We start from the raw sequence: 22,331 nt of genomic DNA, 5'->3' as shown, positions 1-22,331 counted from the left end.
CCCCCCTTATTTTCCTTGGAAGCGCGGCTTTCGTTTTTCGAGGAATGCCGCCATTCCTTCTTTTTGGTCTTCCGAGGCGAACAATAGGTAAAAGTTTTTCCGCTCAAATTGCATGCCTTCATACAGCGGATAGTCGACCGCTTTCTGCACCGCCTCTTTGATCAGCCGGAGAGCCAAAGGCGGCTGTTCAACGAGACGCCCGGCCAGCCGCATCGTTTCTTCCATTAAAAGCTCCGGGCTGACGACGCGGTTGACAATCCCCAGCTGCTCGGCTTCTTTCGCCGACATACGCGCCCCAGTCCAAAGCCACTCGAGCGCCCGCTTCGGACCGATGAGCTTTGTCAGCCGCTGCGTGCCTCCCGCACCTGGCATGACGCCAAGGTTCACTTCTGGAAAGCCAAATTCGGCCGCCGACGACGCGACAATCAAGTCGCACGAAAGCGCCAGCTCAAAACCTCCCCCTAGCGCCAACCCGTTCACAGCGGCGATCATCGGCGTTTTCACGATGGACAGGCGATCCCAATCGGCAAACTGGTTCAGCCACTCAAGACGAATGGAGTCATCTTTTGCCATCTCTTGAATATCCGCCCCAGCCGCAAACGCCCGTCCACGCCCGGTCAACACAATGACACGCACCTTCTCATTCCGATCAAACGCTTCCACTGCCGCAACGATTTCCGCCACCATTTGACGGCTCAGCGCATTCAATACATCAGGACGGGCGAGCTCGATGATGCCGACCGCTCCCTCTTGACGCGCCGCAATGGAAACAAACTCACTCATGTTCCACTTCCTCACCGACCATAAAGGTGACGAGGTCGCCGGCAAATGACATGACATCTTTTGCCGATGCCTTCGCTTCTTTCGTTTTCATCGCCTCTTGAAACGCCTCTTGACTATCGTAATACATTTCACACAACAAATAATACTCGCTCTCCGTCCCCATCGGCGTCCCCGTAATTTTCGTCACCTTGATTTTTCGGAGGCCAGGAATTTTTTCCGTCAACGGCACATGCGTCCCATAATAATGGGCGTCAAACTGCTCCTTATCTTTCGGCTGTTTGTACAAGGCGATCATTTTAAACATCACGAACGTCCCCTTTCCCTTTTCTTATCCTGAAATTAATACGGGCTTCATCGCCTCAAACGGATTTTTGCATTGTTTGCAGTAGAAAATGCTGCGGCAGGCGGTCGGGCCGAACAAATTTTCCATGACGGTCCGCTCCGCCCCGCAATATGGACACGCCACTTGCCATGCCCCTGACGGCATTTGCCGCGGCGGCGGAGCGATGCCAAACTGCTTCAGCCGCTCCCGTCCGGCTTCGCTGATCCGGTCGGACGTCCATGGCGGATGGCGGAGAAACTCAACCGTCACCGCCGAGGCTCCTGCTTGCTTCACCGCTTCCTCAACCCGGGTGCGGATGATATCAAGCGCCGGACACCCGAGAAACGTCGGCAACAGACAGACCGAGACCGCTTCATCCCGAACGTCAACCTGTTCCACCATCCCAAGATCGACAATGCTAATCGAATGAATTTCTGGGTCTTTCACCGTTTCTAACGCTTTCCAAACCTCTTCATTTGTCATGGTTCTCCCTCACATTTTCCAACCCGCTGCCGTTTTCCCGCTTTGGCTGCGTAGTGCCGCCAATGCTGCGCCGTTTTGCTCCTTCAACAAACACTTCGTCGTCACAAAGAGGCGTCATGCCCAACGCCGCACTTTAGCCAACAGCGGCGCGGACATTACCATATCGCATGCGGGACGGCGCGGTATACTTCTGACAACGTCGCCAGCGCTTCGTCCAAATCCGGCGTATGTTCGCCGTTGCGGCCGTTGCCATGTTTCATGCCAAACGGCATCGGCCAATCAAGCCCCACTTCGGCAAACGCCGGCGCCAGCGCGGCAATCGTGTTTTCCGTCAGCACCTTTTCCTCATCAATCAGCCCCCACCGCACCATTTCCGTTCCTTTCGCCCCGAGCGTCAACACGCCGGCAAAATCAGCGGCCACGTCCTGAATGGCTTTTGTCATTCGCGTCCGCGCTTCCAAAGGGGCATTCGTCAGCTGGACAAACCACGTATGCCAATGAAGCAAATGGTAGTGCAGCTCCACTTGAATTTTCGCCGCCACTTCCGCGAGCGGGGCATAGCTGCTTTTGGTCAGCGACTCGAGACGGACGCGCTTCGCCTGCGTATAAAAATATTGGCGAACAACGGTAAACGCCCAGTCATAGCGAGGCTCACGCAAATAATGCCCCGGGCCGTTCGCCCGTTCGAGCAAAACCGCATTGCGCCGGGCCGAAGCCGGCCGGGCGTGCGCCAGTTCGTCGGCTGATCCACAGCCAAGGTCTTCAAGCAACTGATAATACATGGTCGCATGCCCCATCGTATCTTGGCTGATGGAAGAAAAGGCAATGTCCTCCTCGATATGCGGCGCCAACCCAAGCCATTCCGAGCCGCGGTAGGCAAGCAAAAAATCATCATCCGCGAGCTGAAACAATAGCTCGACAAGCGCTTCTTGACCGTCTGGATGGAAGTGAATCGGTTTTTCGCTCATCGCCGAATCTCGCCTTTCCATGACAAAATTTCCTTCTCATCGAATGCTTCTTGCTCATATTTCCGCCACCGTTTTTTCAAGTCTCCATATCCTCGCGTCAACCGGTAATCTTTGTTATCAAGCCGCTTGAGCGCTGCTTTTTCCTCTTCACTCATCCGCCGAATATAGTCCCGCTTCACGACCCAAAGGTCAGCGACCGGCTCGCGGCGCATAAAGTTTTCCTGCGCCATCACGAGCGCGATCTCCTCATTGGGGGCAAGCAGACTGAATTGATGCTGCATCGGCGCATCCGGCGCTTTGCGGCTGAACACTTCAAACACTTGATAAAATCCTTGTTCTTTCTCCGCCATGGACATCCCCCTCTCATCCAGCCGTCCGTACGGCGCTGAGCGCCTCGCGCACCCACGCGTTCTGCTTATACGCCGTCCGCCGAAGCTCAAGCCGCTCTTGCGACTTCGGCCCGTTGTTGCGGATGATCTCTTTAAACCGCTCCCAATCCGGCTGCCGGTAAATCCATTGGCCCTTCTCTTTGTCAAAATGCATTGTCTCATCAGGAATCTTCAGTCCGAGCGCCCAAATGCGCGGCACATATTTCGTAAAGAAGTCTTGGCGCAGCTGTTCATTCGTTTTCGTGCGGATGCGGTATTTGATCGTGATGTCTTGCTTCGAAGTTCCCGTCGTGTCGGCCGTCGGCGGGCCGAAAAACATGAGCAACGCCTCCCACCAACGGTTGAGCGCCTCTTGCAGCATCTCTTTCTGCTCCTTCGTCCCTTCGGCGAGCGCCAAAATGATCGACTCGCCGTGCTGGGCGTGAAACACTTCCTCGGCGCAAATGCGCTTCAGCGCCCGTGCGTACGGTCCGTATGAGGCATCCAGCATGTTCGTCTGCGTCATAATCGCCGCTCCGTCGACGAGCCAGCCGATCAACCCGGCGTCCGCCCATGTCGGCGCTGGCATATGAAACACGTTATGAAACTTCAACCGTTCGTTCAATAAATCTTCGATAATATCTTCCCGCGTTTTGCCGAGCGGGGCCATCAAATCTTCCGCCACCCGAAGCAGCAGCTGGCCGTGCCCCATCTCATCTTGCACTTTCGCCATGATGCCAAGCTTCCGGCGCAGCGACGGCGCTTTCGGCACCCATTCTTTTTCCGGAAGCGCTCCCATAATTTCGCTCACCGCATGCATCGCAATGAGCTTGATAAGCGTCACCCGATACTCATCCGGCATCCAGTCATCGGCTTCGATCTTTTCCCCCGCCTCGATGCGCTGCATAAACCGTTCGTATTTCTCCTCATCTGACAGGCGGGTGAACGTCATCATAGCCGCCATCCCCCATCCACCTCTCATTTAAAATATATAACGTTTGTTTAACGTTATTATATTTTAATGTTATATATTTTGCAATCGTTTTTTTCTCTTTCTCTATCAGATGGATTGCGGTGCTTCAAGATGGCGGCGGTCAACGATGCGAACCGCTTTTCCTTCCGAGCGCGGGAGCGTTTTCGGCGAATGGAGACGGACGTCAATCGAAATGAGACAGTGCGTTTTCAACAATGACTGAATGCGCCGGACAAGGGCAGCGGCCTGCTCGCTTTGCAAATCTCCGCCGACCTCGCTGTAAAAACGATCGGTCACTTCCGCATGCAGCTCGAGCGCTTCCAAATGTCCGTGGCGGAGACGATGCAGCTGATAGTGCGGAGCCAGTTCCGAGACGCGAAGCAGATGGTGTTCAATTTCCGACGGGAACACATTGACGCCGCGGATGATGATCATATCATCAACCCGCCCCTTGACCCGCGACATACGCGCCGTCGTCCGCCCGCAAGCACACCGCTCTCTCGTCACGGAAGCGATATCGCCTGTCCGGTAGCGGATGACCGGGAACGCCTCTTTCTTCAAACTCGTAAAAACAAGCTCTCCTTCTTCCCCTTCCGCCACCGGCTCGAGCGTTTTCGGGTCGATCACTTCAACAAGGAAATGGTCCTCGGCGATATGGAGGCCGTTTTGCGCTTCATGGCACTCCATCGCCACCCCTGGGCCGATCACTTCACTCAGTCCGTAAATGTCACATGCCTTCATATCAAACGTCTCTTCAAGCGTGCGCCGCATTTCCTCGGACCACGGTTCCGCACCGAAGATGCCGTATTTCAGCGATGTTTGCCGCGGATCTTTGCCCAGCTCTTTCATCCGCTCAGCAATGTTCAATACATAGGACGGCGTGGCGCAAATGACGGTCGGCTGAAAATCTTCAATGATCATCACTTGCCGGTCGGTGTTGCCCCCAGATACCGGCACCGTCACCGCCCCAAGCCGCTCGCTGCCATAATGCAGCCCAAGGCCGCCGGTAAACAGCCCGTATCCATAGGCATTGTGAATCACATCCCCCGGTTTCCCACCAGCGATGACAATCGCTCGCGCCACAATATCGGCCCAATGGTCAATGTCCTGCTTTGTATAAGCGACCACCGTCGGTTTGCCGCTTGTGCCGCTTGATGCGTGCACACGGACGCATTGGGAAAGATCGACCGCGAGCAAACCAAACGGATAATGGTCCCGCAAATCCCGCTTTGTCGTAAACGGGAGTTTGCGCACATCCTCAAGCGTGCGAATATCCTCCGGCTTCACTCCCTTTTCATCAAACCGTTGCCGGTAAAACGGCACCCGCTCATACACACGCTCCGCCGTCGCCCGCAGCCGCTTGAGCTGGAGCGCCTCCAGTTCGCTGCGTGCGGCCGTCTCGATGTCATGCAAAATCATCGTTTCCGCCCCCTCTTTTAAAGCGCTTTCATAAAAATGGAAAATACAAAACTATATAACGTTATACAAACGTTATATAGTTTTATCATGATATCTAATTTTAAAATAGGCTAAATATTTGAAAATGTCAACGGATTTTCAGGCGGACAAAGCTGTAAAAAAAAGAGGCGATGGACGCCCCTTTCCAAAATAAATTAAAGAGGCGGAAAAACCGCCTCTTTTGATCCTGATCGTCTAGTGGCGTCCCTCGCACGCTTGGAAGGGGACAACGTTCTTACAGAAATCGGCTAAATCTTCATAATCCCCCCCGTGCTCGCCGATGTGACGTGTTTCGAGTAGCGGGCGAGATACCCGGTTTTCACTTTCGGTTCAAAGCCTTTCCAGTTCGCTTTCCGGCGTTCGAGCTCTTCATCGGACAGCTTGACGTTGATCGTCCGTTTCACCGTATCGATCTCGATGATATCGCCGTCTTGGATGAAAGCGATCGGTCCGCCTTCCGCCGCTTCCGGAGAAACGTGGCCGACGGACAAGCCGCGCGAGGCGCCGGAGAAGCGGCCGTCGGTGACAAGCGCTACCTTCGTACCGAGCCCCATGCCGACGATTTGCGACGTTGGCGCAAGCATTTCCGGCATCCCCGGGCCGCCTTTTGGTCCTTCGTAGCGGATGACGACGACATGTCCCGGCTTGATTTTGCCGCTGGCAATGCCTTCAAGCGCCTCTTCCTGCGAATCAAACACGATCGCCGGACCTTCATGGCGCGTGATGCCGCCTTGGACCGCGCCGGTTTTGATGACGGCGCCGTCCGGCGCTAAGTTGCCGAACAAAATGGCGAGCCCGCCCGTTTCCGAATACGGGTTGTCAATCGGGCGGATGACATCGTAGTTTTTCACTTCGCAGCCGGCGATGTTTTCACCGAGTGTTTTGCCGGTGACGGTCAGCGTATCTAAATGAAGCGTGCCTTCTTTTTTCGCCAGCTCGTTCAACACCGCCGAGACGCCGCCGGCTTCGTGCAAGTCTTCAATGTAATGCACATCCGACGCCGGCGCGAGTTTGGCCAAATGCGGCACGCGCGCGGCGATTTCGTTGATGCGCTCAAGCGAGTAGTCGATGCCGGCCTCGTTCGCGATCGCAAGCGTATGCAACACGGTATTCGTTGAGCCGCCGAGCGCCATATCGAGCGCGAACGCATTGTCGATCGCTTTTTCCGTTACGATGTCGCGCGGCTTAATGTCATGCTCGATCAAATACATGAGCTGCTTCGCCGATTGGCGGACAAGCTCTTTGCGCGCCGGGTCGACCGCCAAAATCGTGCCGTTGCCTGGCAAAGCGAGCCCGAGCGCTTCAGCGAGACAGTTCATGGAGTTTGCCGTAAACATGCCCGAACACGATCCGCACGTCGGACAGCCGTAGCGTTCGAGTTCTTCGAGCCCTTTCTCATCGAGCGTTCCACCTAAATACGCCCCGACCCCTTCAAACACGGACGAGAGCGAAATTTTCCGCCCGTCTTTCGTCACACCGGCTTTCATCGGCCCGCCGCTGACGAAAATCGTCGGGATGTTGAGCCGCATCGCCGCCATCATCATCCCCGGCGTAATTTTGTCGCAGTTCGGAATGCATACCATGCCGTCAAACCAGTGCGCAGAAATGACCGTTTCGATCGAATCAGCGATGATTTCCCGGCTCGGAAGCGAATAGCGCATCCCGATATGCCCCATGGCGATGCCGTCATCAACACCGATCGTGTTCATTTCAAACGGCACGCCGCCTGCCTCGCGAATCGCTTCTTTCACGATTCTCCCAAACTCTTGCAAGTGAACGTGCCCTGGAATAATGTCGATGTACGAGTTGACAACCGCGATGAACGGTTTGTCAAAATCCTCCTCTTTCACGCCGGCCGCCCTCAGCAAACTCCGGTGCGGAGCCCGGTCGAATCCTTTTTTGATCATGTCGCTGCGCCGCTTTTTCATGTCCTGGTCCCTCCATCGTGCAGATTGCTAGGTTGCTAGTATTGTACCACTTTTTCTAATAAAAAGACAATTATCTTTATTCTGAATGCGCTTTCATTATCTACTCCGCGAAAACGAGTCAGAAAAATCAGCCGGCCCTCTTGACAACCGGAGCATTTGGCGTCATAATTTCTTACAAACTATAAATCACAAGGCTATCCTTGACAATGAAACAACGATAACGGCACGGGACTAGTAAACCGAGGGAACGCGCCAGAGAGTGGAACCCACAGGCTGGAAGGTTCCTCGCGGGAAGCCGGTTGAACCTGCCCTAGACGGCCGCTTATGCAAACATAAGCCGCACGCCTGCGTTACAGGCTAGAGGAGGGCGCTTTGTGCGCCAAAAAAGGTGGTACCGCGGAACGCTTTTCCGTCCTTTTGCAAAAAAGGAGGAAAAGCGTTTTTTATTGGCCGGCCGCTTCGCAGGACGGCTAGGCGATCCAACTCATGCCATTCAACACGCAAAGGAGGGAGGAACGCGATGAAACGGCAGCGCGTGGTGGTCAAAATCGGCAGCAGCTCTCTCACCGATCCGAAAGGCGGCCTTTGCCATGACAAACTGTTCGATCACGTTGAGGCGATCGCTTATCTCAAACAGCTCGGCCATGACGTCATTCTCATCACGTCCGGCGCTGTCGCCGCTGGGTTCGGACCCTTAGGCTACCCAGCGCGCCCGACGACGATCGCCGGGAAACAGGCGGCCGCTGCCGTCGGGCAAAGCTTACTCATGCAGGCATACAGCTCGGCGTTCGCCCAATTCGGCTTTACGGCCGCTCAGCTGTTGTTGACGCGCAGCGACTTTTACAGCCGCGAGCGGTTCCGCAACTTGTTTGCCACGATCACCACACTGCTTGAGAACGGCGCCGTGCCGATCATTAATGAAAACGACTCCGTTTCCATCGAGGAATTGACATTTGGCGACAATGACATGCTTTCGGCGCTCGTGGCCGGCTTTTTGCACGCTGATGCGCTCATTTTGCTTACCGACATTAACGGGTTGTATGACGCCAATCCGAAAACGAATCCGCAGGCGAAAAAATACGCCTTTTTGCTGGAAATCACCGATGAGATGATCGAAGCCGCCGGCGGCATCGGTTCAGCCGTCGGCACCGGTGGGATGCGCTCGAAGCTTCTCGCGGCCCGAAAAGCACTCTCGTTTGGCGTCAGCGTGTTCATCGGCACAGGTAGCGGCAAAGAAAAACTGGCTGATATTTTAGCTGGAAAAGGAGACGGCACGTACATCGGCGCTCCGTTTCCGAAACAAATGCAAATGCGCAAACAATGGATTGCCTATCATGCTCCTGTCGCCGGCACGATCACGATCGACAGCGGGGCTGAGGAAGCGTTGCTTATGCGTGGGAAAAGTTTGCTCCCCGCCGGCGTAACGGCTGTTTCCGGCGATTTTCACGCCATGGATGTCGTTGATGTCGTCAATGAAAAAGGGATTACGATTGGCCGCGGCCAGGTGTATTATGCCGCCGCCGATTTAGAGAAAGTGAAAGGACTTCCGAGCGAAGAGGCCCGGCAATATTCCTACCTTCACCGCCCGGAAGTCATCCACCGCGACAATTGGGTCACGTTGCGAAAGGAGAGTGTATCGAAATGAGCGAACTGCTCGAAAAAGCCGAACGATTGAAAACCGCCTCACAAACGCTCGCCATGCTGTCAACGGAGGAAAAAAACGCGGCGTTGGAACAGATCGCCCAAACCCTTGACCGCGAACGCACCTTCATTTTGCAAGAAAACGAGAAAGATATGGTCCAAGGCCGCGAACAAGGGCTGTCGCCCGCGTTGCTCGACCGGCTCCAACTGACGAATGAACGTCTTGACCAAATCATCGGCGGCGTCCGCCAAGTCGCCTCGCTGCCTGACCCGGTCGGAGAAATCATCGAAGAGTGGACGCGGCCGAACGGGCTTCGCATCCAAACGGTGCGCGTGCCGCTTGGGGTCATTGGCATGGTGTACGAAGCGCGCCCGAACGTGACGGTTGATGCGGCGAGCCTTTGCTTGAAAACGGGCAACGCAGTTTTGCTTCGCGGCAGCACATCAGCGCTTCATTCGAACAAAGCGCTCGTTCGCGTCATGAAAGAGGCGCTCCGCACGACGGCCGTTCCGGAAACGGCGATTGAACTGCTCGAAGACACAAGCCGGGAAACGGCCCAGCGCATGTTTCGCCTGAACGAGTATTTGGACGTTCTCATCCCGCGTGGAGGAGCCGGGCTCATCCGCTCGGTCGTCGAAAACGCCACCGTGCCGGTGCTTGAAACCGGCGTCGGCAACTGTCATATTTTCATCGACGAATCAGCACAGCGGCAAATGGCGATCGATATCGTCCTCAACGCCAAACTGCAGCGCCCGTCGGTCTGCAATGCCGTCGAAACGGTGCTCATCCATGAGCGTTGGCCATATGCCGGCGACTTGCTTGAGACGCTTCACGCCCGCAGCGTCGAATTGCGCGGCGACCAACGTCTTGCCTCCGCCTATCCGTTTGTCAGCGAGGCAACAGAAGATGACTGGTATACGGAATATTTAGCGCCGATTTTAGCGGTCAAACTGGTCGCCGATGTCGACGAGGCGATTGGCCACATCCGCCGCTACGGGACGAAGCACTCGGAAGCGATCATCACGGAAAACGAGGCGAACGTCCGCCGCTTTTTCCAAGCGGTCGACGCGGCTGTCTTGTACCATAACGCCTCAACCCGCTTCACGGACGGCGAACAGTTCGGCTACGGGGCGGAAATCGGCATCAGCACACAAAAGCTGCACGCCCGCGGTCCGATGGGGCTTGTCGCCATCACGACGACAAAATCGCTCGTGTATGGGACGGGGCAAATTCGAGAATGAAACAATCGCGTTCAGCAAAGCGAGTAGCCTTTTTCAACACAAAAGCACGCAAGGAGAGACGAACGATGCCTTTTATGGATTTTCGCAGCGATACAGTGACCAAACCAACGCCCGAGATGCGCCAAGCGATGTTTGAGGCTGAAGTCGGCGATGACGTGTACGGCGAAGACCCGACCGTCAACCGGTTAGAAGCGTTGGCCGCCCGGTTGCTTGGCAAGAGGAAGACGCCTTATTTGTCACAAGCGGCACGCAAGGAAACCAAGTCGCCATTTTGACGCATTGCCGCCCGGGGGACGAGGTGATTGTAGAAGCTGAATCTCACATTTTCTTGTACGAAGCCGGCGCGGCATCCGCGTTGGCCGGCGTCTAAAAGAAGCCGAAATCTTGGCCAGCCCGTTTGATGACGGCGTCATCCGCTTTGTCACCCACCGGGAAATCACCGCCGATTCGGTGCAAACCGCCATCGAGCGGATTCGCCTGATGTTGTCCTAAAACACAAAACGATCCGGGCTCAAGCATGGCTCGGATCGTTTTCTTATCTTTCCCCTTCCATTTCCACAAACACCCAAAACCGGCTGCCGATAAAATTCACCGCCATACCGGCTATCGTTGCCGCACTTTTGGCCAGCCAGAGCGGCATGATCCGTTCGGCTGCAAGCAAAACGCCAAGCGACGCGCCAAGCGACAACCCGTTGACGGCAAGAAAACGCAAAAATTCCCCGATGTTCGCTTTTCGTTTCACTTGAAACGTCCATAGCCGATTCCAGATGTAGCTGTTCGCCATTCCAACACCGTATGAAACAACTTGGGCGGCCGCCGCCGGGACGCCCATCGCGGCAAGCAAGAAAAAGATAACAAAGTCAACCGCCGTATTGCTCACCCCGACGACGGCAAATCGCCATATCGTTTGTTTTTCTTTACGAAAGGTATGAAGGCTTTCGTTCATGTTTCGTCCTGACTCCCCACGTTTCATTGATGACATAGAGCGGACGCTCTTTCACCTCATGGTAAATGCAGCCAATGTATTCCCCGATGATTCCAAGCATCGTCATCATCACTCCGTTGCCAAGAAGCATCACCATAAAGAGCGACGCCCGTCCGGCAGCCGTCGAATGGGTGAACCATTTCAAGTGCAAAACAACCATCATACCGACGACGCTGGCCGCCGACAACAAAAATCCAAGCAAGCTCGCCAGTTTGAGCGGCTTATGCGAAAATGATGTAATGCCATCGAGCGAAAACCGAATCATTTTTTTGAGCGAGTATTTCGTCTTGCCGGCGAAACGCGGCTCCCGCTCGTATTCGACCGCCGTCTGCCGGAAGCCGACCCAGCTCACAAGACCCCGGACAAAACGGCTTCGCTCCCTCATATAGCGTAACTGATCGCACACCTTCCGGTCAATGAGGCGGAAATCGCCCGTATCGACCGGGATGTCGATTTCGGTCGCCGCCCGCAGCAAGCGGTAAAACACATACGCCATCCATTTTTTGAACGCGGTCTCCCCTTTCCGTTTCACTCTTCGGGCATAGACGACATCATCCCCTTCTTTCCAACGCGCGATCATGTCCAAAATCAACTCCGGCGGATCCTGCAAGTCAGCGTCAATCACGATGACCGCTTGGCCGGAGGCATAGTCCATCCCGGCGGTGATGGCGATTTGATGGCCAAAATTGCGGGAAATATCGGCGGCAGCGACTCTTTGTATTGCCAAGCGATCCATATTTCAAACGCATAGGTGGCAAGGAGAGCGGCAGGAAACAGCCATGACGTTCGACGTTCATGGGTTCCGAACGATGCCAACATCTTTCCCCCAGCCCCAACCAACACCGCAATAGCCGGGGCGAGCATGCTCACCGCTTGACCACGGCGCCTCATTGGCCGTGCCGCTGTTTACCGGCGGCCGCTCCCTTTGGTTGAAACCTGCCGCCATCTTGCCCCCTCCCGGTCCAGCTTCTCCCGTCAGCCGCTCAACGCCTGCAGCCAAAGCGCCACCGGCGGCTTGTCGACTGTAATAAATCCGGCTGGATCTAACGCGGCAAAGAAAAACGCCTTCCAACTCGCCGCCATGCTTTTCGCCGCCGCTGTATAATACACATTAGAACCGCTGTTTCCAATTTGATAGAGATGCAAAAAAGCCGACCATGCCAAGATGGCGGTAAGCCATCCATCCCACGCATTCCTTTGTTTCTTCAATGGCTTCCTCTCCTTCCACTTCACCTTCTGAATCATCACCATACATCCATTTGGTGAAAGTTGAATGAAAAAGCATCACCCGTTTGACTAAATTTTTCTGTTCCACCCAGTTAGGCATGTGCTATGATGAGAACAAAAGGAGGTGAATCACGTGGAAGAAGAAACAATCGTGAAGCAGATTTTAAAAGCGCTCGATCTGCATTTCGACCATATCCGCTGGCAAATGCAACAAATGGAAGAGCGGCTGTCTACAAAAATACAAGAGACGGAAGACCGCTTGCGCGCAGAAATGCAAGACATGGAGACTCGTTTGCGCGCCGAAATGAAGGAAACGGAAGAGCGGTTGCGCGAAGAGATTCAACAATCAGAGAAGCGGCTTCGTCAAGAGATGTATTGGCCTCGAAGAACGGTCGGACAAGCAGTTTGAACGCATGGAAACGAAAATCGGCTATTTGCGCCTCGAATGGTCAGAAACGCAAGAAACGGTGGACTTCCTCGCCCGCAAAACGCTCCAGCATGAACAAAAACTCCGCATTTGGGCTGATAAAAACTAAATTCCCAACAAAACGAATCGGCCGTCGAGCAATCAAGACTGCGACGGCCGATTTTCTTTTTGCACTATTCACCACAAAGAATATGAGAATCCATCTGCCCCCGTCCCCTGCACTTCCCGCCTGTTCCAGCCCGTTACGGCTGAACGATGTTCGCGCGCGAAAACGCCTCTTTCATCGCCTCATAAGACGATTTCAGCCGCTCATGATAGCGCGGCGTCTCCCACGCCGGCCACGTGTACTGGTAAAACCGCCCTGATGGCAGCGCATGTTCCTGTTCATCGCTGGAAACGCAAACGAATCCGCTCCGTCCGTGATGTATAAACCGAGGCGAATGCCCGAGACGATCCGCCGACTCTTCAAGCCGTCTTTCGACCAGATGTCGCCCATCACCTCGCGCCGGCTCGGGTCCGTGACATTGAGGAGCGCCCACGGCAGGCGGATTTCATACCCGTTCCCGCTGCGGCTCACGCTGATATCGGCAAGTGAATCATACACCGCATCAGCCGGGTTGGCCGTGCCAAACCGCAATACTCCGGTTTCATACGAATCAAAGGGCACCGCCTTGCCGCGAGTCTCTTCCAATTTTTTATTTAATGTCAGACGAATCGGGTGGTAGACGCCGTTATCTTTCCGGTTGGCGTACGGCGTAGCCGGCATCATCTGGAGCTGATGGCCATAATGATAATAAAACGTGTCATAGTAGCTGTCGATCAACAACCGTGCGCTTTCTTTCCCGCGAATCACCAAAGCGAAATCGACTCCCGCCGTGCGCACGCCGGGAAGCTCCGGAAGGCGCGACTGCCCTTGGTTCGGGATCGTATCAAACGCGATGTACGTCGTTGTTTGATCCTTGATATGCCCGCTGTCTAGGCGCACATATAAGCAACCCTCATCACTTGTGACATAACGCCCCCCCCCCGTCCGTCCATACGGGGTTGATCCCGTTGAACGTCCAATCATCTTTGCGTCCATCAACCTTGATGATCGCAGCTGCGCCTGGTCCCGGATCAAAACGAAGCAAACCAGCTTCAGCCACCAAAGCTAATACGGTGCGGAAGGCACAGCTACGGCCAACACCATATACACATAAAGCCAACTAAACGCTTGCTTTTCCATCTCCCACTCTCCCTCGCATCCGATATCTTCCTTATAACAAACGGAAATATTGTCCGGCAAGAACAGGCAAGGGCATCTGTCAAATTTTTCTTTTCGTCAAACACAGCTTCGCCTGTGGCAGCGGCCGTATGGGCTGACGGGCATTGGGGCGGAAATAAAAAGAAAAAGCCCCCTTGCCCGGGAGCTTGTTTGCCCGCCAATAAGCCGCCTCAACGGTTCGGCTCGTACACATCCCACGTCCATTTAATGGACTCGACAATTTGGTCCGCCGCCTGTTCAGCCTCGAGCTCGTTGACGATGACGCGGGAATGATGGAGAGCGTAAGCGGATTGCCGTTGGAAAAAGAGCTGTTCGACCTCTTCGAGCGTTTTGTTTTTCAACACCGGGCGGCTGTCGACAATGAGCGGCAGCCGCTCTTCTTTCCAATAATCCCACGACAAGTCAAGGAAAAAGACGATGCCGTGCGCCAAACAGACGCGCCGCACGTCTTCCTGCAAATAGGCGCCGCCGCCAAGCGAAAGGATTTTCAACCTTGTATTTGTGCATAAATCGACGATCAGTTCCCGCTCGACCTGTCGAAAGTACGCTTCCCCTTTTTGCGCGAACATCTCCGGAATCGACATCCCGTGCCGCCGCTCGATTTCCGCGTCGACATCGATAAAGTCGCGATACAGCTTTTTCGCGACCAGCTGCCCGATCGTTGTTTTCCCCGCTCCCATAAAGCCGATCAAAATGATGTTCCGCTCGCGGAGCGGGATGGCGGTTTGCCTGCTCATGATGCATCCCCCTTTCGTGCCGAACCCGCTATATTTCCGTGTATAGCAGGAGGAAAAGTCATGGTCAAATAATCGTTTTCCAATCGCAGTTGCTTTTCAACAAAAACCGGTCAACGGCTGTACGTTTGCAAAATAGAAAGCACCGTCCGCACGTCATCGATCGGAATTTGCCCCGGAGCGGAGCTTTGGTTTCCGACAGCAAACGTCACCGCCGAACCAAACAGCCATCCAGCCAGCCGAGTAATGGCGCCCAACCCGCCCATCGCCATCGTAATGAGCGGAATGGCAAGCTCGCGCCGCGCTTCTTCCGTCGCTTGCAACAAAACAAGCACATCTTCCGGCGATTTAGGCATAACCGCTACCTTGGCGATGTCGGCACCGTACCGCTCGGCTTGGCGCATGTCAGCCAAGAGCGTTTCCTTCCGCGGAGTGCCGTCAAAGTAATGGCGCGACACGACGAGCCAGACGCCGCATTCTTCCGTCATGCGGCGCACGTCGGCGATGCGTTCCCCATAAGCTAGCTCATAATCTACTAAATCGATTGCCCCGCTTCGACAGATTGCTTCGATCAACCGCCGCACTTCCGCTTCATTGAGCGGAATCGGCTGCCCCCCTTCTCGCTCGGAACGGATCGTAAACAAAATTGGAATCTCTCCCGCTATGTTCCGCAACCCGTTGGCCGTCGCCAATACGCGCTCCTGGTCATCAATCGCTCGGAAAAAATCGGCACGCCATTCAAGCAAATCCGGCTGCTTCCTGCACACTTCCGCCGCCTCGCGCAACACTTGCTCGGCGTCAGCACCGACAACAGGAGCGCAAATGCACGGCTCATTGCCGCCGATCCATGTATTTCTGACCTTGATGGCCTTCAGTGAAATATTCATCGATGGTTCCCCCAATCATGTTTGTCGAACAGAAAGCGGCGGCTAGCCGCAAAAAAACCTACCAAGTGGGCAGAACAGCATGGCCCATCTGGATCTCGCGATGGCTCTGCTACGCTTATACAAACGGAAAGCAAATTGCTTTTTATTATAATCCGATTGCCCCCCTCTCTTCCCGCCGTGCTTCAATCGTTTCCTTTTCCGCTCTTCGCAAGAAAAAACGACCGGCCACGTTGAACGCCTAGAAGACTGGTGACTTAATGAAAAAACAGCTCAAAACCAGCTCTTCTCAAGTTGAGCAGCTCTGTAAAATCATCTCTTCTTTCCTGATGAACTCCATCGATTTGGTCAAGACCATCGTTTTTCAATCGTTTTTCACCGGCCTTCTAGCTCTTTAGTAGAAAGATTAGCAAAAAAATCATTGTTCAGCAATCTTGTACGCTGAACCATCCACATTTTCTGCATTCGCTTGGTTTTCGCACCTCGGTGAGCATGGGAAAATCAAACGTTGAAGATTTTACGCGACAGACGCCTTTTTTCACCCTTGATCCGAAGAACAACGTACAAAAGTACATTTGTTGGAAATATTCAACGATTTAGGTTAGACTGAATGACATTCATCTCTCGCTTATTTTGGGCTACCCCCCGTACAAAATGGAAGCGGGAGTCGTCTGTCGGAAAATAATAAAGAGCGAACATATTACTACCACCAATGTCCAAACGTTTTTTCTTTCTAAATCATATGCCAGCTTCTCCCTCAAGACGGACTTTTCCTCTTTTGGACGCAGCCATTCCGCAATGCCCTTAAAACATGAAAAAACCCGGAAAGACGGCAAAAACCAGTCCTCTGGGTTTTCGACATAACGATTCCCTTCTCACTTATTCATTGTCACTTACGTCCTCTCAACGAGACCCAACTTGATCAAGAGCACCTTTATTTTACCATTGATTTTCTAAGGCAACAAAAGGCTGTTTTGCCCCCTTGCACCCCTCGAAAATAAATGTGGTTATGTCAACTTGTACAGTTGACTGAAATCATCAATCGTCCAAAAGCTTGATAGATCAATTATTTATTTCTTTCGATAATCGAAGAAAAAATCCTCATGCACACCTCTCCCGTTTTTGCAGCCATTTTGGGGTGTACAAAATGGGGAAAAGGGCGCTTCCGCTCACCGTTGCCGAAGCACCCGCTCAAGCCCCGCCGCCACGCCGTCTTCTTCGTGGGAGAAGGTGACAAAGTCGCATGTTGCTTTCAACTCCGGCGCGGCGTTGGCCATGGCGACGCGGCAGCCCGCGACCTCAAACATCGACAAATCGTTATGGCTGTCGCCAAAGGCGACCGTGTCGCGCAAGTCGATGCCGTAATGGGCGGCGAGTTGCTTGAGCGCTTCGCCTTTCGTCGCCCGTTCGTTGTTCATCTCAATGTTGTGCGGATGCGACGAAGTGACCGTGACGCCAGGGAGCGCCGCGAAACGGGAGGCCGCATCAAGAAGCCGCCCGCGGTCAAGCGCAAAAATAAGCAGTTTGTATAAGGTCAGCTGCGAATCGTCCCACACCGTGCGGATGTCGTCGACATACGTCACCCGCGCTTGCTGGAACTGCTTATTGACAAGCCATTTCACATCCGGGGCCACATCAGCCATCTCGGAAGCGAGCGCTTCCCATTGGGAGCGGTTGTGCAAGCCGACATAGACCGCATCGCCCGTGTACGTCTCGCAATACAAATCCGACTGTTCGCGCACCCACTCGAGCGTCGGGCGGACCGCCGCCCGCTCGAGCGGCGCCTCGCTGATGACCGTGCCGTCCTCAAGCGTCACAATCGCTCCGTTTAAGCTGGCGATCGGGCAGACGAGGTCTGCCTCACGAAGCGGGGCGAGCGCGTCTTTGCGCGCCCGCCCTGTCACGACGGCGACGATATGGCCTTGCGCTTTTGCAGCCGTAATGGCCGCCCTGTTGCGCTCGCTGATTTTTCCTTCCCCGTTTAACAGAGTGCCATCCATATCGAGTGCAATCAACATAACTCATCCCTCTTTCCTTCGTCATGCAAAGAGCTTCTAGAAAAACGGCGTTCTGACAGAAGCAGGGGGCTAGTGGAAAGCTGGAAATTCCCGCACTTTTCACTCCGCACTCCAGCGCCTGCCTCCATCTGCTCTTGTTCTGCAACTCTTCCTTTTATTCTGAATAGCTGTCGGCTTCTTAGATCGCAAACTGTTCGAACAATTGCCGTACTTCATCAGAACGAGGGGTTGGACCTGTGCTCATATTGACGCCCAACTCGCGCAAAAGCGGCGCCAGCAACGGTCCGTGTTCCTTCGTGACGCGCACATGGCTCGGCACACACCCGAGCGCGCGGGCAAATGCGAGAAAACTTTGTTGCAGCGTCTTCGCATCCGTCTGGCCGCGAAACACCTGATGATGCAAAATGACGCCGCTCGCTGCATCGGCGGCCAACGCCAGCAACGGAAAATACGGGCGCTCCGAGCGCCGTTCCTGGATCGGCCTGTTCACATAAGCGACCGAAAACTCCACGAACAGTGGGGCTCGCTCGAGCGTCTTGGCCTTTGCCAACTCGTCCGTGCCGATGTCAAGCGCGGATGTTTCCTTTTTCTTTGCCTTCGGGCGCGGCACCCAGCCGTCGCGCCAATGAAGCCCATCCTCTCTCCGTTCGGCGATCCGGGCAAACAACCGATTGCCGCGGGAAAACGCAGCTAGCGCCAGCTCGCCACCGCGCAGCCGCTCGGCAACAACGACCGCTTGTTCGAGCGCCATGGCCGCCCATGCCGCTTCCTCTTCCGAAAGAAACCATGGATAATATCCAGGAACAAAACTGCGGAACATCGGCAACAGCTGTTTTCCGCTCACCGGAATGTGATGCTTCCGCAACAGCGCTTTATCGTCTCTTTCTAGGTGGTTTCGAGGCGCCAACGACACAAGCAATGCGCGTTCTTGAAATACGGCGTCTTTTGGATGCAACGTTCCAGATAAAATGTCTTGCAAGCACATGTATCCTTCCTCACCGATGTAAATCACAAGCCCGTACTCCTGTCCAAGCGCTCCGATCACCGTACAATACAACGATTCACCATCAGGAGCCATCACGGCAAAAATGTGATCATCGTCCATCCACGTCCACGGCGCCAAGTCCCTGTAGGCGAGCGCTCGATCGAACAGCGTTTTCCATACGTCTCTTTCCACTTCTTCTGTTCTGCCTTTGCTTGCGACTCGTTTGGTTTCCTTCGCTTCTCCTTTCTCCCCAACCGCCTTTCGTTGAAATGGGGCGAGCGCCGCATTCACTCTCGCTGTCAGCTTTGCGGGGCTGATCTCTTCGTCCACGCCCCGCACTTCTCCCCAACTATCCTCTTCCAATCCGGCCCGCACGGCTTTGATGCAGCATGGATACAACGCATCGGGAATCGGATCGACGATTTTTTCCAAAACGATGTCATGCTCCCACATATCACCAAAATCATACACGTATTGGGCGCGGTCACCTTCTTCGACAAACCATTGCCCGATCGTTTCCTCCCGCTCATCATAATCGGCGCCGTCCCACCCGGCTGCTTCGTTGCCGATTTCAATGCGCAGCCGCGCCGTTCCGCCGACCTTTGTCATGTAAAACGTATGCAAATGTTGGTCCATCCAACCGAACGCGGCTTGCAACACGCGATGCAGCTCGGCGAACGTCATCTCCCCCGGCACAAGCAACCGGCGCCAAACCGGCGGCCTCGTATGTTTCAACTGCACTTTCAACTGATAGATCATTCTCCACTTCCTCTCCTGTTTGCTTGTCCTCCATTATAACAAACGAATGGAAAAATGGTGAAATGTTCTCCCTTCTCGTAGTATAATAGATGAGAAAAATTCTCAATGAAAGCGAAGGGATGTGCATGTGGATCGTTTATGCTTTGCTGGCGGCGGTGTTTGCGGCGCTGACATCGGTGCTGGCGAAAATCGGCATTGAGAACGTGAACTCCAATCTAGCGACCGCCATTCGCACCGCCGTCGTGCTCGTGCTCGCATGGATGATCGTCTGGATGACAGGGGCTCATCAAGGCGTCAAAGCAATCTCAACGAAAAGCTGGGTGTTTCTCTGCCTCTCAGGAGCGGCGACCGGATTGTCATGGCTTTGTTTCTACAAAGCAATCCAAATCGGCGATGTCTCGCGCGTCACCGCCATTGACAAATCAAGCTTGGTGCTGACGATTTTGTTTGCCGCCATGTTTCTCGGCGAACCGCTGTCCGCGAAAGTGGTGATCGGGGTGTTGCTCATTACCATCGGGACATTGATCATGATGTTTTAGCTGGCCGCCTCCTCAAGCGCCTAGCCTGTTCTTCTGGAAAAACTGCCATCATGCCCAAATTTGGCAGTTTTCCATCAAACCTATAGACAGGACGAGTCAAAAGATGTTATGATATATATTATAATGACCAAGAGCTTTTCTCGCCCCTTCACTCATTTAGGCATAGAGAACAGCTTTTGGGATCACCTCATGAAATAAGGTCTTCGTTGCGACCAAGAGTGTGTGAATGGCTTCGCCGCTGCTTGTCAAACGGAGAGTAGTTTGAAAGGAGATCACTTAATGAATGATTTTCACCCGTTCGGTTGGTACGCGGCGAAAATTGCCCCGCATTTGCCGAAAAAAGCGTTTCAACCTGTGAAGTCCCGCTTGTTTGGAGGTCTGGCTTATGTAGGGCTCGTCATCACCGGCATCCTCGCTGTATCACTTTTTCATCTTCACCCGGTATGGAACCTCCTCATCTCTGTTGTGCTTGGTTTCAGTTTTGCCGCGTTAGGATTTTTAGGACATGAAATTTTGCACGGCACAGTCGTCAAAACGCCATGGCTGCGCGATCTTCTCGGAGCGATCGCCTTTTGGCCGCTTTGCACCGGTCCGAAGTTGTGGAGAAAATGGCATAACGCCAGCCACCATGTGCATACCCAGCATGAAGAAAAAGACCCGGACGCGTGGCCAAGCATGGAGAAATTAGCGAAAAGCCGCCTGCTCTCTTGGGTATACCGCATCCCGTTTCCGATTCGCGCTTCTTTCGCTTTTAGCTCCTTGTCCGTGATGTTTACCCTTCACTCGATCCGGATGCTGTTTTACTTTTTCAAAGACTTTCGCCGGAAGAACCGCGCGGTTGTCCTGTTTCAATTTTTCTTGCCTTGGGCGACATGGCTCGGGCTGTTATGGCTTGTCGGCTGGGAAAAATGGTTTTTCGCCTTTTTGCTTCCGCTGCTCGTCGCCAACACGATCGTCATGAGCTATATCTCAACAAACCACCGTCTCAATCCGTTAGTGCCGGTCAACGATCCGTTGGCCAACAGCTTGTCCGTCACGGTGCCAAAGTGGGTGGATATCCTTCACTTCAACTTTTCGTACCATACCGAACATCATCTCTTTCCAGCGATGAGTTCGAAGTACTATCCGCTCGTGAAAACATACATCAAACGAATGTGGCCCGACCGCTACCACGAAATGCCGATGGGAAAAGCGTTGGCTGCCCTTTGGAAAACGCCGCGCGTCTACTACGAGCAACATGAGCTCATCGAGCCGAAGCAAGGCCATGTTTACGGCACGCTTGGCAATGGGTTGGATCCCGACCGGATTGTGCATCGCGAGCTGGAAACAGAGAAACAGCCGCGCTCAGCCAAAAAACGGGCAAAAACAAAAAAAGCGGCGGGGCAAGGGAATTTGTAGAAAGGATTGGTTTTGCAACAATCCGCCACCTATGTGGTTCTCCTTTTGGATCATCGATCAAGAAGCGGCGGAGAAGTGAAAAGAGCGCTTTTCTTTCTGCAAACCTGCGTTTCCGTGTATGCACGCACAACCAAAAGGTGCCCCATCATTTGGGACACCTTTTTTCTTTGCCCATCAGCGGCAGCGGTCGAGGCAAGCGGCCAGCCGCTTCTCGATGTCGGCCGCGATTTCCTTCAACGCCGGCTCGTTTATCATGCCAACGAGCATCGTCGGTTTCGGCATGCCGATTTTCGTGATCCCGTTTTCTTCGTAGACAACGATTTTACACGGCAAAAAATAACCGACTAAGAGATTTTCGTTTAACACCCGCGCCGCTTCTTGCGGGTTGCATACTTCTAAAATGACCATCGGCGTGGAAAAATCGAGCCCTTTCTCTTGCAGCTTTTCGGTCACGCTGAACCGCCAGAGCACACCGAATCCTTCTTGTTTCAAGCTTTCTTCCAAACGCTCGATCGTTTCATTCATGCCCGTTGACACGTCAACCGTGTAATGGAACATCGCTCATTCTTCCCTTCGTTATGTTTTCCCGCTGTTTAGCATGCCCAAATGGATCGCGCACCATCACGCAGAAAACGGACAGCGAAACATGATCAGTTCCAGCATTCACATGCCTTTTCCCGTGACCCGTCGCCTTTCAAGCGCTTCGATCATAAAATATCCACCCAAATTTTCACCGCCGTCGCCAAAATCAACACGGCAAGGATGACTTGCAGCACTTTCGTGTTCATTTTTTGCCCCGCTTTCGCCCCTAGCGGAGAGGCAAGCAAGCTCGCGACGACCATGATGAGAGCCGGAAGGTAATCGACTTGGCCGGTGGCGATTTTCCCGAACGTAGAACCAATGGAGGAAATGAACGTAATGGCCAAAGACGTGGCGATCGTCATT

Annotated in this window: 24 protein-coding genes and 2 pseudogenes; 7 read left to right on the top strand and 19 right to left on the bottom strand. The window is 54.0% G+C overall.

The features are described 5' to 3' along the window. Positions 1–6 precede the first annotated feature (6 nt). From B1A75_RS05450 to ilvD, 8 genes are all read right to left on the bottom strand, one after another. Positions 7–783, bottom strand: coding sequence for an enoyl-CoA hydratase/isomerase family protein (locus B1A75_RS05450; protein ID WP_079935868.1), 777 nt, complete (start codon positions 781–783; stop codon positions 7–9). Beyond that, complete coding sequence (locus B1A75_RS05445; protein ID WP_011231526.1) at positions 776–1,087, bottom strand: EthD family reductase; 312 nt, start codon at positions 1,085–1,087, stop codon at positions 776–778. The genes B1A75_RS05450 and B1A75_RS05445 overlap by 8 nt, the downstream gene beginning before the upstream one ends. 24 nt (positions 1,088–1,111) lie before the next feature. Next, positions 1,112–1,588 carry a 1,2-phenylacetyl-CoA epoxidase subunit PaaD gene (gene paaD / locus B1A75_RS05440; protein WP_074043193.1) on the bottom strand — a complete coding sequence of 159 codons (477 nt, stop codon included), beginning with the start codon at positions 1,586–1,588 and terminating at the stop codon, positions 1,112–1,114. Between the two features lie 155 nt (positions 1,589–1,743). Further along, complete coding sequence (gene paaC, locus B1A75_RS05435) at positions 1,744–2,577, bottom strand: 1,2-phenylacetyl-CoA epoxidase subunit PaaC (RefSeq protein WP_074043194.1); 834 nt, start codon at positions 2,575–2,577, stop codon at positions 1,744–1,746. After that, positions 2,553–2,906: a 1,2-phenylacetyl-CoA epoxidase subunit PaaB gene (paaB, locus tag B1A75_RS05430; protein WP_074043195.1), complete on the bottom strand. Its 354-nt coding sequence runs from the start codon at positions 2,904–2,906 to the stop codon at positions 2,553–2,555. Before paaB ends, paaC begins: the two co-directional genes overlap by 25 nt. A gap of 13 nt (positions 2,907–2,919) precedes the next feature. Further along, a complete protein-coding gene (paaA, locus tag B1A75_RS05425) occupies positions 2,920–3,888 on the bottom strand; it encodes a 1,2-phenylacetyl-CoA epoxidase subunit PaaA (RefSeq protein ID WP_011231530.1) in 969 nt (322 codons plus the stop codon). Positions 3,889–3,984: 96 nt separating this feature from the next. Then, positions 3,985–5,316 (bottom strand): phenylacetate--CoA ligase PaaK, encoded by a 1,332-nt coding sequence (paaK, locus tag B1A75_RS05420; protein WP_079935867.1) that lies wholly within the window; start codon positions 5,314–5,316, stop codon positions 3,985–3,987. 287 nt (positions 5,317–5,603) lie between these two features. Further along, entirely contained in the window at positions 5,604–7,283 is a 1,680-nt protein-coding gene (ilvD, locus tag B1A75_RS05415; protein ID WP_013145048.1) for a dihydroxy-acid dehydratase, read from the bottom strand. Positions 7,284–7,803: 520 nt separating this feature from the next. Between ilvD and proB the strand changes: the two genes are divergently transcribed. The 3 genes and pseudogenes from proB to B1A75_RS05400 form a co-directional block, all read left to right on the top strand. After that, on the top strand, positions 7,804–8,928 hold the full coding sequence (gene proB / locus B1A75_RS05410) for a glutamate 5-kinase (protein WP_074043197.1): 1,125 nt from the start codon (positions 7,804–7,806) through the stop codon (positions 8,926–8,928). Continuing rightward, complete coding sequence (locus tag B1A75_RS05405) at positions 8,925–10,166, top strand: glutamate-5-semialdehyde dehydrogenase (RefSeq protein WP_074043198.1); 1,242 nt, start codon at positions 8,925–8,927, stop codon at positions 10,164–10,166. The genes proB and B1A75_RS05405 overlap by 4 nt, the downstream gene beginning before the upstream one ends. A 65-nt stretch (positions 10,167–10,231) precedes the next feature. Continuing rightward, positions 10,232–10,533, top strand: a pseudogene (locus B1A75_RS05400) (threonine aldolase family protein); the annotation flags it as partial. Between the two features lie 168 nt (positions 10,534–10,701). Here the strand turns inward: B1A75_RS05400 and B1A75_RS05395 are convergent. The 4 genes and pseudogenes from B1A75_RS05395 to B1A75_RS05380 all read right to left on the bottom strand — a co-directional run. Then, positions 10,702–11,112 (bottom strand): GtrA family protein, encoded by a 411-nt coding sequence (locus tag B1A75_RS05395; protein ID WP_074043199.1) that lies wholly within the window; start codon positions 11,110–11,112, stop codon positions 10,702–10,704. Beyond that, positions 11,084–11,887 (bottom strand): glycosyltransferase, encoded by an 804-nt coding sequence (locus tag B1A75_RS05390; RefSeq protein ID WP_074043200.1) that lies wholly within the window; start codon positions 11,885–11,887, stop codon positions 11,084–11,086. The genes B1A75_RS05395 and B1A75_RS05390 overlap by 29 nt, the downstream gene beginning before the upstream one ends. A gap of 57 nt (positions 11,888–11,944) precedes the next feature. Next, positions 11,945–12,097: a hypothetical protein gene (locus B1A75_RS19805; RefSeq protein WP_161496641.1), complete on the bottom strand. Its 153-nt coding sequence runs from the start codon at positions 12,095–12,097 to the stop codon at positions 11,945–11,947. A gap of 35 nt (positions 12,098–12,132) precedes the next feature. Continuing rightward, a pseudogene (locus B1A75_RS05380) lies at positions 12,133–12,396 on the bottom strand (hypothetical protein); the annotation flags it as partial. A gap of 115 nt (positions 12,397–12,511) precedes the next feature. On the opposite strand from B1A75_RS05380, the gene B1A75_RS05375 reads away from it, so the two are divergent. Next, a complete protein-coding gene (locus tag B1A75_RS05375; protein ID WP_239691197.1) occupies positions 12,512–12,787 on the top strand; it encodes a hypothetical protein in 276 nt (91 codons plus the stop codon). A 4-nt stretch (positions 12,788–12,791) separates the two neighbouring features. Beyond that, positions 12,792–12,914: a hypothetical protein gene (locus B1A75_RS20520; RefSeq protein ID WP_275651039.1), complete on the top strand. Its 123-nt coding sequence runs from the start codon at positions 12,792–12,794 to the stop codon at positions 12,912–12,914. A 192-nt stretch (positions 12,915–13,106) separates the two neighbouring features. Here the strand turns inward: B1A75_RS20520 and B1A75_RS05370 are convergent, their stop codons facing one another. The 5 genes from B1A75_RS05370 to B1A75_RS05345 form a co-directional block, all read right to left on the bottom strand. Further along, positions 13,107–13,790, bottom strand: a complete 684-nt coding sequence (locus B1A75_RS05370; RefSeq protein ID WP_239691198.1) for a hypothetical protein — start codon at positions 13,788–13,790, stop codon at positions 13,107–13,109. A 449-nt stretch (positions 13,791–14,239) separates the two neighbouring features. Next, on the bottom strand, positions 14,240–14,806 hold the full coding sequence (locus tag B1A75_RS05365; RefSeq protein ID WP_074043201.1) for a shikimate kinase: 567 nt from the start codon (positions 14,804–14,806) through the stop codon (positions 14,240–14,242). A 110-nt stretch (positions 14,807–14,916) separates the two neighbouring features. Further along, complete coding sequence (gene aroD / locus B1A75_RS05360) at positions 14,917–15,690, bottom strand: type I 3-dehydroquinate dehydratase (protein WP_074043202.1); 774 nt, start codon at positions 15,688–15,690, stop codon at positions 14,917–14,919. A 1,166-nt stretch (positions 15,691–16,856) separates the two neighbouring features. After that, positions 16,857–17,705 carry a Cof-type HAD-IIB family hydrolase gene (locus B1A75_RS05350; protein WP_074043203.1) on the bottom strand — a complete coding sequence of 283 codons (849 nt, stop codon included), beginning with the start codon at positions 17,703–17,705 and terminating at the stop codon, positions 16,857–16,859. 178 nt (positions 17,706–17,883) lie between these two features. Then, a complete protein-coding gene (locus B1A75_RS05345; RefSeq protein ID WP_074043204.1) occupies positions 17,884–19,449 on the bottom strand; it encodes a plasmid pRiA4b ORF-3 family protein in 1,566 nt (521 codons plus the stop codon). A gap of 125 nt (positions 19,450–19,574) precedes the next feature. Between B1A75_RS05345 and B1A75_RS05340 the strand changes: the two genes are divergently transcribed. Together B1A75_RS05340 and desB are read left to right on the top strand one after the other, a co-directional pair. Then, positions 19,575–19,988, top strand: coding sequence for an EamA family transporter (locus B1A75_RS05340; RefSeq protein ID WP_074043217.1), 414 nt, complete (start codon positions 19,575–19,577; stop codon positions 19,986–19,988). A 279-nt stretch (positions 19,989–20,267) separates the two neighbouring features. Continuing rightward, positions 20,268–21,386, top strand: a complete 1,119-nt coding sequence (gene desB, locus B1A75_RS05335) for a Delta(10) desaturase DesB (protein WP_079935866.1) — start codon at positions 20,268–20,270, stop codon at positions 21,384–21,386. A gap of 174 nt (positions 21,387–21,560) precedes the next feature. Here desB and B1A75_RS05330 read toward each other — a convergent pair whose 3' ends face one another. Both B1A75_RS05330 and B1A75_RS05325 read right to left on the bottom strand, forming a co-directional pair. Then, positions 21,561–21,944 (bottom strand): DUF302 domain-containing protein, encoded by a 384-nt coding sequence (locus B1A75_RS05330; RefSeq protein WP_074043206.1) that lies wholly within the window; start codon positions 21,942–21,944, stop codon positions 21,561–21,563. 149 nt (positions 21,945–22,093) lie between these two features. Next, positions 22,094–22,331: sulfite exporter TauE/SafE family protein (locus B1A75_RS05325; protein ID WP_139761710.1), on the bottom strand; the 238-nt coding region annotated here is incomplete at its 5' end.

Source organism: Geobacillus sp. LEMMY01, from assembly GCF_002042905.1.
Classification (GTDB): Bacteria; Bacillota; Bacilli; order Bacillales; family Anoxybacillaceae; genus Geobacillus; species Geobacillus proteiniphilus.
Note: the sequence above shows the minus strand (reverse complement) of the source record. Positions and strands in the feature narration are given on the sequence as shown.

Excerpts from the sequence above, each read along its gene's own strand:
- B1A75_RS05450 (WP_079935868.1), bottom strand. The coding sequence starts at position 783 with ATGAGTGAGTTTGTTTCCATTGCGGCGCGTCAAGAGGGAGCGGTCGGC.
- B1A75_RS05445 (WP_011231526.1), bottom strand. The coding sequence starts at position 1,087 with ATGTTTAAAATGATCGCCTTGTACAAACAGCCGAAAGATAAGGAGCAG.
- paaD (WP_074043193.1), bottom strand. The coding sequence starts at position 1,588 with ATGACAAATGAAGAGGTTTGGAAAGCGTTAGAAACGGTGAAAGACCCA.
- paaC (WP_074043194.1), bottom strand. The coding sequence starts at position 2,577 with ATGGAAAGGCGAGATTCGGCGATGAGCGAAAAACCGATTCACTTCCAT.
- paaB (WP_074043195.1), bottom strand. The coding sequence starts at position 2,906 with ATGGCGGAGAAAGAACAAGGATTTTATCAAGTGTTTGAAGTGTTCAGC.
- paaA (WP_011231530.1), bottom strand. The coding sequence starts at position 3,888 with ATGGCGGCTATGATGACGTTCACCCGCCTGTCAGATGAGGAGAAATAC.
- paaK (WP_079935867.1), bottom strand. The coding sequence starts at position 5,316 with ATGATTTTGCATGACATCGAGACGGCCGCACGCAGCGAACTGGAGGCG.
- ilvD (WP_013145048.1), bottom strand. The coding sequence starts at position 7,283 with ATGAAAAAGCGGCGCAGCGACATGATCAAAAAAGGATTCGACCGGGCT.
- proB (WP_074043197.1), top strand. The coding sequence starts at position 7,804 with ATGAAACGGCAGCGCGTGGTGGTCAAAATCGGCAGCAGCTCTCTCACC.
- B1A75_RS05405 (WP_074043198.1), top strand. The coding sequence starts at position 8,925 with ATGAGCGAACTGCTCGAAAAAGCCGAACGATTGAAAACCGCCTCACAA.
- B1A75_RS05395 (WP_074043199.1), bottom strand. The coding sequence starts at position 11,112 with ATGAACGAAAGCCTTCATACCTTTCGTAAAGAAAAACAAACGATATGG.
- B1A75_RS05390 (WP_074043200.1), bottom strand. The coding sequence starts at position 11,887 with ATGGATCGCTTGGCAATACAAAGAGTCGCTGCCGCCGATATTTCCCGC.
- B1A75_RS19805 (WP_161496641.1), bottom strand. The coding sequence starts at position 12,097 with ATGGCGGCAGGTTTCAACCAAAGGGAGCGGCCGCCGGTAAACAGCGGC.
- B1A75_RS20520 (WP_275651039.1), top strand. The coding sequence starts at position 12,792 with ATGGAAACGAAAATCGGCTATTTGCGCCTCGAATGGTCAGAAACGCAA.
- B1A75_RS05365 (WP_074043201.1), bottom strand. The coding sequence starts at position 14,806 with ATGAGCAGGCAAACCGCCATCCCGCTCCGCGAGCGGAACATCATTTTG.
- aroD (WP_074043202.1), bottom strand. The coding sequence starts at position 15,690 with ATGAATATTTCACTGAAGGCCATCAAGGTCAGAAATACATGGATCGGC.
- B1A75_RS05350 (WP_074043203.1), bottom strand. The coding sequence starts at position 17,705 with ATGTTGATTGCACTCGATATGGATGGCACTCTGTTAAACGGGGAAGGA.
- B1A75_RS05345 (WP_074043204.1), bottom strand. The coding sequence starts at position 19,449 with ATGATCTATCAGTTGAAAGTGCAGTTGAAACATACGAGGCCGCCGGTT.
- B1A75_RS05340 (WP_074043217.1), top strand. The coding sequence starts at position 19,575 with ATGTGGATCGTTTATGCTTTGCTGGCGGCGGTGTTTGCGGCGCTGACA.
- desB (WP_079935866.1), top strand. The coding sequence starts at position 20,268 with ATGAATGATTTTCACCCGTTCGGTTGGTACGCGGCGAAAATTGCCCCG.
- B1A75_RS05330 (WP_074043206.1), bottom strand. The coding sequence starts at position 21,944 with ATGTTCCATTACACGGTTGACGTGTCAACGGGCATGAATGAAACGATC.